General features: G+C 56.8%; 12 protein-coding genes and 1 pseudogene. 8 read left to right on the forward strand and 5 right to left on the reverse strand.

The annotated features are described in order from the left end of the window. Positions 1 to 368: 368 nt before the first annotated feature. A complete protein-coding gene (locus PYH37_RS31625) occupies positions 369 to 5,093 on the reverse strand; it encodes an AAA family ATPase (RefSeq protein WP_280736544.1) in 4,725 nt (1,574 codons plus the stop codon). Between the two features lie 279 nt (positions 5,094 to 5,372). Here PYH37_RS31625 and PYH37_RS31630 point away from each other — a divergent pair, with 279 nt between their 5' ends. Then, entirely contained in the window at positions 5,373 to 6,005 is a 633-nt protein-coding gene (locus PYH37_RS31630) for a tyrosine-type recombinase/integrase (RefSeq protein WP_280736543.1), read from the forward strand. A 201-nt stretch (positions 6,006 to 6,206) separates the two neighbouring features. Here PYH37_RS31630 and PYH37_RS31635 read toward each other — a convergent pair whose 3' ends face one another. Genes PYH37_RS31635 through PYH37_RS31645 form a run of 3 tightly spaced genes read right to left on the reverse strand, consistent with a single transcriptional unit; the run spans position 6,207 to position 8,228 of the window. After that, the gene (locus PYH37_RS31635) at positions 6,207 to 6,617 is read right to left on the reverse strand and encodes a ubiquitination-like system serine protease family protein (RefSeq protein ID WP_280736542.1); all 411 of its coding nucleotides are present in this window, start codon (positions 6,615 to 6,617) and stop codon (positions 6,207 to 6,209) included. Beyond that, the gene (locus PYH37_RS31640) at positions 6,614 to 7,816 is read right to left on the reverse strand and encodes a ThiF family adenylyltransferase (RefSeq protein ID WP_280736540.1); all 1,203 of its coding nucleotides are present in this window, start codon (positions 7,814 to 7,816) and stop codon (positions 6,614 to 6,616) included. Before PYH37_RS31640 ends, PYH37_RS31635 begins: the two co-directional genes overlap by 4 nt. Then, positions 7,776 to 8,228: a multiubiquitin domain-containing protein gene (locus tag PYH37_RS31645; protein ID WP_280736539.1), complete on the reverse strand. Its 453-nt coding sequence runs from the start codon at positions 8,226 to 8,228 to the stop codon at positions 7,776 to 7,778. Before PYH37_RS31645 ends, PYH37_RS31640 begins: the two co-directional genes overlap by 41 nt. A 182-nt stretch (positions 8,229 to 8,410) precedes the next feature. Between PYH37_RS31645 and PYH37_RS31650 the strand changes: the two genes are divergently transcribed. The 7 genes and pseudogenes from PYH37_RS31650 (at position 8,411) to PYH37_RS32710 (ending at position 12,227) form a co-directional block, all read left to right on the forward strand. Continuing rightward, on the forward strand, positions 8,411 to 8,797 hold the full coding sequence (locus PYH37_RS31650; RefSeq protein ID WP_100773280.1) for a helix-turn-helix domain-containing protein: 387 nt from the start codon (positions 8,411 to 8,413) through the stop codon (positions 8,795 to 8,797). Next, positions 8,781 to 9,650 (forward strand): ImmA/IrrE family metallo-endopeptidase, encoded by an 870-nt coding sequence (locus tag PYH37_RS31655; protein WP_280736538.1) that lies wholly within the window; start codon positions 8,781 to 8,783, stop codon positions 9,648 to 9,650. The genes PYH37_RS31650 and PYH37_RS31655 overlap by 17 nt, the downstream gene beginning before the upstream one ends. A gap of 311 nt (positions 9,651 to 9,961) precedes the next feature. Next, a complete protein-coding gene (locus PYH37_RS31660; RefSeq protein WP_280736537.1) occupies positions 9,962 to 10,480 on the forward strand; it encodes a hypothetical protein in 519 nt (172 codons plus the stop codon). 71 nt (positions 10,481 to 10,551) lie between these two features. After that, positions 10,552 to 10,716 (forward strand): annotated as a pseudogene (locus PYH37_RS32695) (ISL3 family transposase); the annotation flags it as partial. A 195-nt stretch (positions 10,717 to 10,911) separates the two neighbouring features. Continuing rightward, positions 10,912 to 11,127, forward strand: a complete 216-nt coding sequence (locus PYH37_RS32700; RefSeq protein WP_425336205.1) for a hypothetical protein — start codon at positions 10,912 to 10,914, stop codon at positions 11,125 to 11,127. A gap of 51 nt (positions 11,128 to 11,178) precedes the next feature. Further along, on the forward strand, positions 11,179 to 11,814 hold the full coding sequence (locus tag PYH37_RS32705; RefSeq protein WP_425336225.1) for a hypothetical protein: 636 nt from the start codon (positions 11,179 to 11,181) through the stop codon (positions 11,812 to 11,814). A gap of 44 nt (positions 11,815 to 11,858) precedes the next feature. Further along, the gene (locus tag PYH37_RS32710) at positions 11,859 to 12,227 is read left to right on the forward strand and encodes a transposase (protein ID WP_425336216.1); all 369 of its coding nucleotides are present in this window, start codon (positions 11,859 to 11,861) and stop codon (positions 12,225 to 12,227) included. Between the two features lie 283 nt (positions 12,228 to 12,510). Here PYH37_RS32710 and PYH37_RS31670 read toward each other — a convergent pair whose 3' ends face one another. Then, positions 12,511 to 13,539, reverse strand: coding sequence for an IS110 family RNA-guided transposase (locus tag PYH37_RS31670; RefSeq protein ID WP_280736536.1), 1,029 nt, complete (start codon positions 13,537 to 13,539; stop codon positions 12,511 to 12,513). Between the last annotated feature and the right edge of the window lie 115 nt (positions 13,540 to 13,654).

Consider the following 13,654-nt stretch of genomic DNA (forward strand, 5'->3'; position numbering starts at 1 on the left):
CCCCTGGCCGCGACTTGATCCCTTCGGGCCGGCTGCCGACTTGGCCGGATCGCGCCCCTTATTGGTCATATAGGCCGCAGGTGCCTTTTCTCGAAAGCAGACGTCGAATAGGCTTTGACCTTGCCACCCAGCAATAGGCAGCGATCGTCGGCGGCTGCTGATACTCATCGCCGAGCGCCGCGACAGACGACGCGAACCTTCCGATGACGAGGTTCGCCGCGCAGCCGCACTATACCGTGAGTACTACGCCCCGAGGCCTTCCGCGTCGTCAGCGATTACGTGCTCGGCGCATCCTTCGCGCCGGACGGCAGACACCGGGCACTTCTCAAGAAGGCATCTGCGGAGCTGCACAGAACAATGAACTAGATTCATCGCTCATGCGCACCAACTATCGCGTCAACTCCATAAAGTTCCATCTTAAGCATGCTATCTATTAGATCTAGGATCTTAGCCCGCAATGGAGGGTCACCTTCGGATACCGCGTATTCCTTTTTTATTATATCTTGCAGTTGATGCAAATCCATTGATCTCCGACCTGCCGCGTTGCCATTTTTGCCGATGTCATCCATGAGAATCTTAGTGGCAGCGACCACAATATCGTCAACCTTGCATTCAGCCTGCTCAAGTGCATGGAAGAACCCATACGAGCCCCCTTCGAAGGCGGGTGAACGAATGAAGTCATGCGCAAGTTCACGATATCGGTCGAACTGGTCAGGCTTCACGTTTCTGAAAACATCGCCTGCTTGGCTCCTTACCTGCTTGTCGTCGTCATTGAAGCTGCGCCGCAAAATTGTTTCGGCTCGGTATCTGAATTCGGCATCCTCGATGGCGTGAGACGCGACGTCGGCCATCAGGCGGCGATATACCACGCCGTCCTTGGCAAGCGCATCTGCCAAAGAACAGAACACTTCAGCTTGAAAGCTCTGCCAGAATACAAGCCATGCGGCGATCGCCCGGGTGTTAGGATCGCCGTGAACGATCATGCGATACAGCAGCCGGTGTCCCGCCTCTGGTACAAAGCGCAGGATGTACGGCAGCAACCTGACACCATGATGTGTGACTAGTGGAGCCAACCAATCGCTCTCATCCGGGCTGCCCGCAAAAGCAGATCTTCGTCGAATGACTCTCTCAATGGCGTAGGCGATCCGAACGGAGGCCGCCTTTGCAAACGTCGGAAACCGCCGGGATAGGAAAGCAGCTTTCACCCACGCCGCCTGGAAGTGGGCAGGTTGGTTGAAGATTTCGGGGTGCCCCGAGATGCGCTCCAGCAGCCTCGCACAGCGCGCTTTATCCGAATTGTAGAGCGGCAGGGCGGCACGAACCAGGCAGCAGCGAACACTGACCAAAGGCTCAACGGCGGCGCGCCTTTCGGCAATCGACCAAGCCGGTTCGACAACTTCGGGTACGCGCCACAGAATGTTTCCCAACGCTTCTGCCGCCGCCCCACGAGCGCCATTCACGCCACGAACATGCAGATGCCCTTGACTAATCAGGTCTTCGACTGTTGTGACCTCTCTTTCGGTATTTGACCTGTCGACGGCATCGGTCTCGTTGGCGTCTCCGTTTTCTACATACCAGACAAGGATCTCAAAAATCAGTGGATCAGCAGCTACTTCCGGGTTCTTCTCGATCAGACGAGCAATTTCGCTCCCATACGCCCGTTCTTCCCTTTCATGAACCGTTACAATTGCGCGCTTCAAGGCTTCAAGGCTCGCTCCCTCGGACTCCGCTAACCCCCAAAGCAGGTGGCTTATGTATGCGTGATTAGCGCCGGGGGGTATCTTTTCCAGGAAAGCTGAGAATCTTTGCGGTTGTTCCTTGGCTTGGTGTTGGAGTTCGCCGGCAAGTTGCCTCGCGCCCCCTTCCACAAATGTGCGGCCTCGGCGGCGGTGGTCGTCGTTATCGTATTTCAGTATTGCTGAAAGCCAATGTTCGTCGGTCATTCTTGCAGCTTTGTCGCGCTTTAGTGGCGATTGAACCCAGTGAGCTTCAAGATGATCGGGCTCCGGCAGCTTGTCCGTGCGAAACTTCCTTCGAAGTTGAGCAAGAGTCTTCCTCGTCAATGGCGACAGAGCTTCGTCTCCGATGCTATCGAGAATGCACCAAACCTCATGACCCGACCGGTTAAGGTGGTATGTAGCTCCCGATCGGGTTCGCCACGGCTCTTCCTCCCCGTCAGCTTTGATGCGCTGCAGCAGCTTTGATGCGAAATCAAGCTCAGGCTTGTGACCGGCTATCAAGTTATCGAATTTTGCAATTCCGTCTGCCTGCAGGTGCGGCAGCGCGGCTCGCGCCGCAGATGCAAATGACTTCCAATCGGCCCCGTTCCAACCGGCGTCAAAAATATGCCTGCAACCGAGAAGTTCGACAAACAGATCTTTTAGGGCACTTCCATTGACGGCGATCGTCTCAAGCCAGATATGAGCGCAGACTTCGTGCTTGCCGGGATCGATCCTTTTTAGTATCTCGCGCGCCTTATCGGGAGACCCCAACGCAACCTTTGCCAAAGCATCACGAAACATGCTCAGGAAGGCATCTGCACCGAAATGGTTCCCAGAAGCAAAACGCATCATAAATGAGTAATCGTTGATGCCGTTCGAATTCTTCAACACGATCGAATCTACAGATCGAATGAACGTCTCGATCGTTCCGTCAATGAAGACTTCCGGCGCCTTCTTCGCCAACTCTCCAAGTGAATGTGCATCAAGGTCTCGGAACTCATCTCTTTCAAATGGATGCAGCCCCGGGTGAGCCTCGAACCAAGCTTCAAAATACGCCTTCAACACCTTTTCGGCGCCGTGAGGATTCTCGCCCGCCCACGTATGAAGCAACAAGTCTCGATTGTTTTGACCTCGGCCTTCGAACATTTCGGGAGGATTCGAACGTGTAACGCGAGCACAGAGGTCAACCAGGGTATCGTCCGGCTTCTGCCGCTTAACAAAGCCGAACCAATTGAGTAATCGCTTTGCTCGTTCGGGATCGCCTGCCCACCATTTGTCGAGGAGACCCGCGACTTCCACTGGTCGCTCAGATGCAATATTAGACATCCACCAAAGGACGGTGTCGGCCCGCTCCGTGTTCGCGCCGAGGAGCTGTTTCGGCACCCATCCGTCTGCTTGTAACCTGTCAAACCAACCAGGTGATGCGAAGAAAGCATATCTGACCAACGCTGGAATTGGTCCGCTCTTCGTATCAACCAAGACGACGATATCGCGTTCTTCCGGTGTAGGATCGATCAGCGATCCTAGCCACTGTGCTGCGGCGACCTGAATGTGATAACGGATTTTCGGATTTCCTACCACGGAGCGCAGTTCACGGAGATACCGGGCATCATCCACCTGCCGCAGATTTTCTAGTATCTGGCGGACTTGTGTCCGCCGAAAGAGATGTTGCTCGGTTTGAAGCAGTAGCGCTTCCAAGGATATGTTCCTGCCCGCAAATGTAAGGGCATAGACGTAGTCAAAAAAGCTCTCGTGAAAGAAATTGACGTTACCGCGGGACCGAACGAGCAGCCCTTCGGAAGGTAAAACGTGTAGGGCTCCGCCAAAGCTAGACAACATCGTATCCGGCGCGTCTAATCGTTGCCGTTCACTCATCCACTCTGCTAGGCGTGACAGGGGCTCCAGAACGTCCCATGATATGGTTCGATCTGTTCCAAGGGCCTTGCGTTTCTTTTCCAGCAGAAGACGAAACAACTCGTTGCGTGAGCTGAATGTGGGAGCGGAGGGATCGTATGTTTCGAAGAAAAGCGCCAAATTTAGGGGCAGCCGCAAGAGTTCGATCTGGTTGGGAGAAAACTGAGCAACAGCCACTGATTTCGACAATAAGAGTGGCTTTACTGAATTTTCCCAATCCAATAGTTGAACATCAATATGCTCGACGCCATGAGCTTCTTTAAGAGCCTTCAGTCGATCATCATTTTCGAGGTCAAAAGTACGGCACGAAATAACAATAACAACACTTCCAAAATTCCTTACATCGTCGACAAGCTTGAGTACTGCTTGCTTGATTGCGCCGTTTCGTCCAGATATCTCACTAATTGCATCAACTTGATCTACGATGAGTACAGATTTCTGCCCAATCGAGACGCCCCTCAGTGTCGCAACCGGGCTCTCCTCGCGACCAGTGATTGCCTTGCCAAAGGCCTGCGGGCTCTTGCAATCCAAATAGTGGTCGACGCGAAACGCCAGATGAGTCGTCGAAGCTAATGACAACTTTGCAATGAGCTCGCGAATGACACCGGACTTGCCTGCGCCGGCAACACCCGTGAGCAAGATAACCGGAGGGCCGTTTGGATCGGCGATTCTGTCTGCGAGTTGTTGGGCTTCTGGTCGAACGAGAGCCTCACGCCCTGCGCCAAAGGGAATGTATGTGTCAAGATATGCAGCAGTCTCGGCCTGCAACCTTTGTGCAAGCGTCGTGTCGAGGGCGTAGTCCTTAAGCTTTAGCTTTCCCTCCTTTTGGATCTCTGCTCTCGCACTCTCGGTCGTGATTTCTCGATTTATCCGCTGAATTAAGAACTCTTGAAGAATCTCAAATCCAGTTTGTAGTTTATTGTCAAAATAGAAATCACAGTACGTGTCGATAATGCTTTCTATAGTGCGTTGGCTCTCTACTCGAAAGTGGCAACGATTTAACCAACCGAAAGCGGTTTCATCATCAACACCCCATGAAAGTTTGAGTTCATCTAAATTTGCGCTGGCACCCTTGCCCAAAGATTTGACGAATTCATCTTCATCCTTGGCAATTTCTGCCTTTCCAACAAGATCGGCAATATCTCTCGCCGGATGTTGTGAGACGAAGACACATAGATCGTCACTTGTCGAGGAAAACCGATGTTTGAACGCTTCGAGAATGCCTTCTCTCTTCAGTGCAGCGAGAGTCCAGTTTCCATTTGGACTGGATATTTTCGTTTGATGCCATTCGGTGATGCCATTACGAACTAATGAAAACTCAAATCCCTTGAAGGAGGGATCAATCCCCTCAAAGGTTAAGGCGGAAGACTTGCCGCCAATGACATCCAGCAACTGCAGAACGAGCCATTTGGCTTCATATCGATTGCCTAATTTGTCCGCAATCCCTCCAGAAAACATGCCAGCCCCGACTCAACAGTTTGAATGTCAATACATTGACCTGCGGCCTATGGTTCTGCAAGACGAACCAGATGGAGGGCACAGCCATAGGCTGTCGAACCTGGCCCGATTGGGACTCGTATTGGCGTGGTGGCGGCCGTGGATATCGAACCCGCACGGGCGAAGGCCGAGGCATTTTAGGTCTGATGCTCCGAAAGCTGCCGGTCCGCTCCGGCCCCCCGACACTCCTCGCTTTCGCGCGTTCTGCGGACGGCCAATGGTGGCCGAAGGAGAACTCAAATGGGTGTCGCACAATATGATCCTGCTGCATTGGGGCGCCCGGCATGGAACGCTGGCAGGAAGGTGGGTGTAAAAAAGCCTCTCAAGCAGAGGCAAATTTGGGCAATTCGTTTCTTCCTTGATAGAGAGGGGCGCATGCGAGACCGAGCGCTTTTCGAGCTCGCGATCGACAGCAAGCTACGAGGCTGTGAACTTGTTAAAGTTAAGATCGGAACCCTCGTCACGGGCCAGGAGATCCGAACACGCGCTATGGTCACCCAGCAGAAAACCGGACGTCCTGTACAGTTCGAGATCACGGCGGACGTCAGGGCAAGTTTGCTCGCGTGGCTCGAACGAAGAGGCGGCACCATCGATGATTTCGCCTTTCCTAGTAGGGTCGATCATGCTGATCATCTCAGCACTCGCCAATATGCCAGATTGGTGGATGAGTGGGTCACTGCGGTTGGACTGCGCCGCGAAAACTACGGCACGCACTCGCTCCGACGAACGAAGGCAGCGATGATTTACAAAGCGACGGGCAATCTTCGCGCAATCCAGATCCTCCTGGGGCATACCAAGATCGAAAACACGGTTAGGTATCTAGGTGTGGATATCGAGGATGCTCTCGAACTCGCCGAGCATACAGAGATCTAAAGCTTGCAGCTCCGCACCGAGCGATGCCGTTCGCGCATGCGCGAACGGCATCGTCCAAATTCGAGGGAGCGGCTATGCGCCTTCGAAGCTGACGCGGCTAATCGGACGGCGCAAAGCCTAATAGTGGAATATTGATGGGACTTCGGATTTCCCCACACGAACGCAACAGGCAAGCCGGGATCGACCGGCCTGCCGCGAGGTCTACCGCGGCGGCCCGAAGGAAGTGAGCCAGGTCCAGGCACGGCCCAGGGCAGCCAGCATACGCTGCAGGAAGGACAGACGCTTGGGATCGCGCTGCGCGTGACGTGCGATCTGTTCGCGCATCACCGCTTTCGATATGGCCGGATCGAAGGCGCGCAGCCACTCAACCTCGCCGGCCGTAATGACGTAATGCGAATTGCATGGTGCATCGCAGACGGCAATCGACGGGCGCACCGTCGCCATTCCATCTTGTTCAGTGACCTGGTGGCTGTCTGGCACCAGCAGCGAGACGCGATGACCGCAGCCGCAGGCGCACAGCAGGGCTCCGATCTCGAATTCCTCGCTGTGATAGACGACGCCCGGCATCAAAGGCTTGGGCATGCGTTCGACGGCTTCATAGCGAAATCTCATCTAGGTTCCCCCGCCCGGTCCATCTCGAAGGTCACGGTATCGAAGATTGTCGCAGTCGCAGCACTCTCCCGGTCCAGCAGCCCGAAATGCTGCTTGAACCGGATCACGGCCATGTTGGCATTCAGCGCATTGAGTTCAGGAATCTGCGCCTGCTTGCGGTATTCGTCAGCTTTCGCGTTCTCGACCGGCAGACGCACCGTGCCCCGATTGTTGTCGAAGGCTTCACGGTCGGTGCCCGTAATGCGCACGAAACCGCTGAGCCCGACGGTTGAGCGGTTGAGGCCCATGCCGCAATCGACGAATGGAATGTCATTCGCACTCAGCCAGTCCACGATAAGCAGGCGCGCGGGCCCCTCATCGACCGAGACGAAAACGAAATCGAATTCGCGAAGTCGCATGACATTGTCGGCCGTGATGCGTTCGGCGACCGGCACAATGCCTGCATGCCATTGATCATAATGTATGGCCAGGGCCTCGACCTTCAGCTTGCCGATGGCGCCGGGGATAAAGCCCGGCCATCGGAAGATCGTATGGAGGTGGACCTTGTCATCATCGAACAGCGCGATCTGCTCGAGATGGGTACGGGCTACGGAATCGAGAATGAAGGCGCCTGTTCCGCCAAGGCCGACGATCGCAACTTTCTTGCCGCGCAAGAGCGCCGAAAGATCATTAAGATGATAGCGCGCGGACATGGTGTCGGGAAGGCGCAGCGGCGAACCCTGGGCAGCGGCCTTGACGGCGATGGCGCGCAAGGGCGTTGCGTTCGGATAGGCATTGATCGCCGGCGTCGTGATCGTATCGATGTAGGTCCGCACCTTTTCCTCGAACGACTGGTACGGACGCAGCGCGCCTTGCTCATCCATCAGTTTGTACGAAAACGAGCTCGTCGTGATCAGTTCCGGCGTCACGGTTACGGCACCGTCGCCGCCGCCAAGCCGAAGCGCGCGCCCCTGCTGGTCGTGCGGCCTGACGCCCCGCCACCACGCCTGATGATTGGAGGGCGGGCCGATGACCGTTCCGTCCAGATCGAGCGGGCTCACCCAGTCGCCATACTGCAACCCGCCTTGGCCATCGAGATAAGGCAGGCCGTAGATCACGAGATACCCGCTGACAAAGTCGATCAGATATCCTGTCTCATCCAGATCCCTGAGGAAGGGGTTATGATTCGCCAGTTCCGGCAACCCGAAAGCGCATTCCATCTTTCACCTTCACTTTCTGACCGGGTGCGAGCGTGCCGCTCTGGTTTTCGACCGGACCGTGGGAGTATTTGACGAGATATTCGTTTGAGGGCTGGCCGCCCTGCCCGAGATAGAGATCGACCACGCGGGCGTATGTGATCTTGTTGGTATCGATCTCGTGCTCGTCGCCATTGACGAAAATGTCGAAGACCTTCTGACTATAAAAATGCTGATCCCGCGTCAGATGGATCGGCGTCCCATCACGCTGAATGCGCTCATCTTCTCCGTCGCCTGGGACCTCGCGATAGAGCTTTTCGCGCCTCTGGATTTCGGCAAGCGCATAGAGCGCTTCGCCCGTCGTCGGGTTGGGTGACTCGATCGCCACGCGGTTGATATGGATGCGCACGATGTGCGCCGCGGCAATGTCCAGCATGTTTCATGTCCTTTCCCGCCTCTGGCGGTGCTTGCATTTCGCCCTGGCCGGTGGCATTTTGGTGTCCGACCGGACAACAGGGAGGGCCCGAAAAAAGCCCTGGTCTTGTTCATGTAAGATCAGAGCCTGTTGTCTACGCAGACAACAATTAAGCATTAATTAAAATTTGTCAAGGAGGGCGAATGCCGGACACAGCACTGGGCGTATGGTTGAAAGGCCTGAGGGAGGAAAAGAAGCTGAGCCTGAGGGATCTCGGCCAGCGCAGCGAGGTCGATCACGCCTACATTCACAGACTTGAAACGGGCGTGAAGGAAGCCCCATCCGGAGACGTTTTGGACAAGCTCGCACAGGCGCTGTCAGCCTCAAAGCGCGATCGCGACGTTCTGCATCATCTCGCGCGCCAGACAAACGTGGATCCGAATATCCTGGAATTTGTCCGTAAGGACCAGAGCATCAGCGCCGATGAGTTGCAGATGCTGTCTACCGTTGTGAATCGCGGCACGCGCGCGGATTACGCGACCTCGCTAGCGCGTATCAGGCGGATGATGATGGATGACGATGATGGATGAGTTGTCAGTAGTTTCCTCGGCACGGGCGTTTATCAGCAAATGCGGGCCTCTTGCACAGCCGGTCTCGGTCGATACATACGCGGCAGCAATCGACGGCACGATCAAGAAGGAAGCCTTGAACGACGGCGAAGATGGCTGGTCGTTCAAGACGCCCAAGGGTAGGTACAAGATCTGCGTGAACTGTAATCAGAACGACAGGCGCCAGAGATTTACCGTCTGCCACGAGGTCGCCCACGCCGTTTTAGACATCGCCCCCGATCATAGCCAGCCAAGCTGGAGTTTCAGCAAGCGGCCCCAAGGCGAGATTTTTTGCGACATTTTCGCCGCCGAGTTACTCCTGCCTTACAAGCTCTTCAAGCCGCAGGTTGACATGGCGGAAATGGGGATGGCGGCGGTCGGCGCGCTCGCCGATGACTTCGACGCCTCGCTTCTTGCGACCGGCTCGCGTTTTGCAACCTTCTCGAAAAATCTCTGCGCGTTCGTCGTTGCGGAAGGTGGCAAGGTTCGCTACAGCGCCCGCTCGGCGAGTCTACGCCAAGCAAAGGGCTGGATCAGGCCCGGATCGCTCCTGCCCGAGGGTTCCTACAGCGCCCGCGCACGAGCGGGCGAGAAATCGTCACGACCTGAAGAAACTGAGGCCGATGAATGGTTCGAAGACTGGGACCGCGATGGCGGTCTCTTCGAAGACGTCCTGCATGTCGATCAATGGGATCAGACGCTGACGCTACTGTGGTACGAAGAGGAGGATGCCCCGCCCCGGCGTATCGAGCGTAAACAATGGGAGGAAGAGACCCATGGCCTGCGGGAGCTTGACGGCAATCTGCCCTGGCCGGGCCGCAGGAAGCGGCGATAGGTTAGGCCCTGAACTTATTGTCAGGCCGGCGCATCGGTTGGGTCGCTCGCCATAAGCGGCCCTTTTCAGCGTTCGAGAAGGATCATTCCCACACTTTATGCGCTCCAATTCGAGCGGCCGCTATCGTTTTTTCGAGAGAAAAAGCTGCCGGTCTGTTCACGGCCCCAGAGCCGACATTCATCCCTCACCTTGGGACCGATGCCGCCGCACTCAATTAATGCTGTTTCATTAAGGAATTAGCTGGCGGAGTATTGCCAGCCACATGTCGGTGCTGCCATATCGGGTCTCAATCGAGATCCGGACCTTTCGCTATGCAACTGACACGTCTTGAGCTTTATAAACGGGTCTGCGACAGCCCGCTGAGTAAAGTCACCCCCGAGTTCGGTGTCTCCGGCACGGCGCTGGCCGCCATCTGCAAACAATATCAAGTGCCCTACCCCGGATCCGGATACTGGACCCGCAAATCGCTTGGGCTTCCGGCAGAACTGCCAACGCTGCCGGCGATGTCTGACGACATCATCGAGATAACGCCGTGGGTCCCGAAGCCACGACAAAGGAGACCGCCGGAAGAAGGCTCTGTTCGCAACACAAGGGCCGCAACAAGACCTCATCGTCCAGCACGTCATCCGCTGTTGTTCGGGGCGGAGGAACACTTCCGAAAGACGCGCGAGGTGAAAGAGGGCGAGTTCCTCAGGCCCTACAAGAGGATCCTGCCCGATCTGATATCATCAGAATCTGCGTTGCTGCGTGCACTATCGATCGCCAATGACATCTACCTCGCGCTAGACAAACAGGGTTATCGAGTACACTGTCGCTTGGCATTTAATTAGGGTCTTCCTCAATTTGTGTGGTTCACTCGCCGTTAAACATGATGCCGCTATAGGCGGGTATGCGAACGAAAATGAAATGGTCGCCCGGCCCAGGGGCAAAAGTTCTGGGTGTCGCGCTCACAAATGATGATGGTTGGGTCGTTTCCGCTGCCGGACCAGACTTCGGCATTTGCCCTGATTGCGGGCGGCGAAGCCGAAATCGGCATGGCTGGTGCAACCGAAGCCTCCAAGATCTGCCGGTCCAGGGCAAGACCGTAACGGTGAAGCTTCGGTTGAGCCGCTGGCGGTGCGCGCATCAGACATGTGAACGACAAACGTTCACCGACCGACTGCCGACGATTGCGTCCCCTTATGCGCGCCGGACAAGGAGGGTCTCCGCGATTGTCGGTCTGCTCGGTCATAGCGCCGGCGGCCGCCCCGGCGAGCGCTTGATGCGTCGGCTCGGCATGCCGGTCAGCGACGACACGATCCTGCGGCAGCTGAAGCGGGATGCCGCGCTCGCTCATTGCGACGCCACGATCCGGGTCGTTGGCATAGATGATTGGAGCTGGCGGCGATCGTGGCGCTACGGCACGATGATCGTCGACCTGGAGCGCCGTTCGGTCGTCGACATCCTTGGCGACCGGAGCGTTGCGAGTGCCGCGTGATGGCTGGAGCGGCACCCTTCTGTCGAGATCGTAAGCCGAGACCGATGCGGGCTGTACGCACAAGCTGCTCGCGAGGGTGCGCCGCAAGCGCTTCAGGTCGCTGATCGGTTCCATCTCATGCAGAATCTGCGGGTCGCAATCGAGGAGCAGATGAGCCTTTCCGGCCGCGCCACTGGACGAGCATTGCTGCCGGATAAAAGAATCGGGAGCGCGCAAATCGATCTGAGTCGGGATCCGCACGTTGACGCAAGGCACCGCCGCCGGCGTCACGCTCATCGACAATCACGGCAGGTGGTGTTCGATACTGTGCACGCTTTGAATGAGGAAGGTCTGTCCTATTCGGAGATCGCACGTCGCACCGGCTACGGCCGGCGCAGCATCGCGAAATGGCTGACTTTCGAGGCGCCACCCGACCGACAGAAGGCGGCGTTGAAGCGACATCGCCCCTGTACTTCGAGGCGTTTCTCGCCGCGTGCTGGGAAGATGGCAAGCGCTGCGGACGGCATCTGTTCCACGATATCAAACAGCGCGGCTACACGGGCAGTTTCGCGAATCTCGAGCGGCTTCTCGCAAGCTGGCGCCGTCCGAAGAGATCGGCCAAGGACAGCGCTTCGCCGGCTCCGATTATCTCGCATCAATCAGGCCGCGCTGCTGTCCCGATACGCGATCGGGAGACCGGTCATGTGATCTCGCCGGTGGTCGCAGCTGCCCTTTGCATGAAGCCGCGACGCATGCTGACGATCACTCAGGCGAGAAAGGTCGATGCCTTGAAACAGGGCTCGCCTGAGTTCGCTTTGATGCGCAGCCTTGGCATGCGCTTCCGTGGAATCTTTCGCAGCCGCGATCCGGGCAAGCTCGACAGCTGGATTGACGATGCCGTTAGCTCGGGTTTGGTCGTAATTAAGCGGTTCGCACGCGTCCTGCACCGCGATCTTGATGCCGTCTGCAACGCCATCGAACTGTCATGGAGCAACGGCCAGGCGGAAGGCCAAATCAACCGCCTGAAGACAACCAAGCGTGCAATGTATGGCAGAGCTGGCCCGAAGCTGCTCAGGGCACGCATGCTGCCGCTCGACCAAAATCGCCACCACCCAAAGTGAGGAAGAACCCATTTAACTTCTGTGGTTGCCGCCCGTTGCGCAAGTAGTTTTCTGACCTTTTTGACGTGTGATCGAGTGCGGTCTTCTGTCAGGCCTTTATCTACGGCACTTTCAAAAGCCGCTGGCCAGTATGGTGATCTGCGGATCGGGTTCAAATCTGCCAAACGAGCTCTACGCCCTCAGTTAAAGTCTGGTTTTCCCGGTCCAGATCTGTTCGATCATGCGCCCATTCAGGTCATCGACTTCTCACACCTCCTTGCCAGTCCTGGTTATCCGCGGGGTCTCACGCCGGCACAGCCAGAGCCGGGTCTCGATAATCTTCCTGCTTCGTCAGCATGGCCCATATTTTCCGAGCCATTTTGTTCGCCAGCGCGATCGTCACCAGCATGCGCGGCTTCTTCGCGAGCATCCGCGAAAGCCACGATCCTTGCGCTGGCGGTTTGCGACCCGCCCAACTCACGCGGGCCATTGCTCCGATGATCAGGAGCCTGCGGATATCGGCCTGACCAGCCTTCGACACCCGGCCGAGCCTCTCTTTCCCGCCAGAAGAAAACTGTCGTGGAACGAGGCCGAGCCAAGCGGCAAAGTCCCGGCCGCATCGGAAGCTCTGCATCGCTGGCGCGAAAGCTTCGACAGCCAGTGCGATCAGCGGCCCCACACCCGGCATGGTCTGAAGCCGGCGCGCGGTTTCGCTCTGCCGCGACAGGTCAGCGAGCTTCTTCGTCTTCTCCTCGATCCGGGCCGTCTTCTCGCCGATCTGGGCCAGAAGGTCGTGGCACTCCTCCCGCACAAGCTCGGGCAGGTCGATTTCAGTATTCTCGACAATCGCCTCAATGCGCTTGACGTGACCAATCCCCTGCGGAATGACCTGCCCATATTCGTAGAGAACGGCGCGCAGAGCGTTCACCAGTTCCGTTCGCTGGTGCACAATACGCTCCCGCGCGCGAAACAGAACCGCCCGCGCTTGCTGATCAGCGGTCTTCGGCTCGACAAAACGCATTTCAGGCTGGCGGGCCGCGATGGCGATTGCCTCGGCATCGGCCGCGTCGTTCTTCTGCCGCTTCACGAACGGGCGCACATATTGCGGCGCGATCAACTTTACTGCATGGCCCAGCTTGACCAGCTCGCGCGCCCAGTAATGGGCGCTGCCGCAGGCTTCCATAACAACAAGCGCCGATGGCTGCTCTGACATGAACCGCAAGAACTGCCCACGAGACAGTTTCTTGCGATACTTCACATCGCCTGTCATCGATGCCCCATGCAGCTGGAAAACATTCTTTGCCAGATCCACCCCGATGATCATGTCCTTCATCCGCCGTCCTCTCTGTTCTGTGGCCTACACCACGTCACCTTGGCACATTGCGATGCCGTTAGGGGAGGACGGCAACCACCCCATCTGCCAAGCGACACGATAGACGCCATCCGCG

Origin of the sequence: Sinorhizobium numidicum (assembly GCF_029892045.1) — a bacterium.
Lineage (GTDB): Bacteria > Pseudomonadota > Alphaproteobacteria > Rhizobiales > Rhizobiaceae > Sinorhizobium > Sinorhizobium numidicum.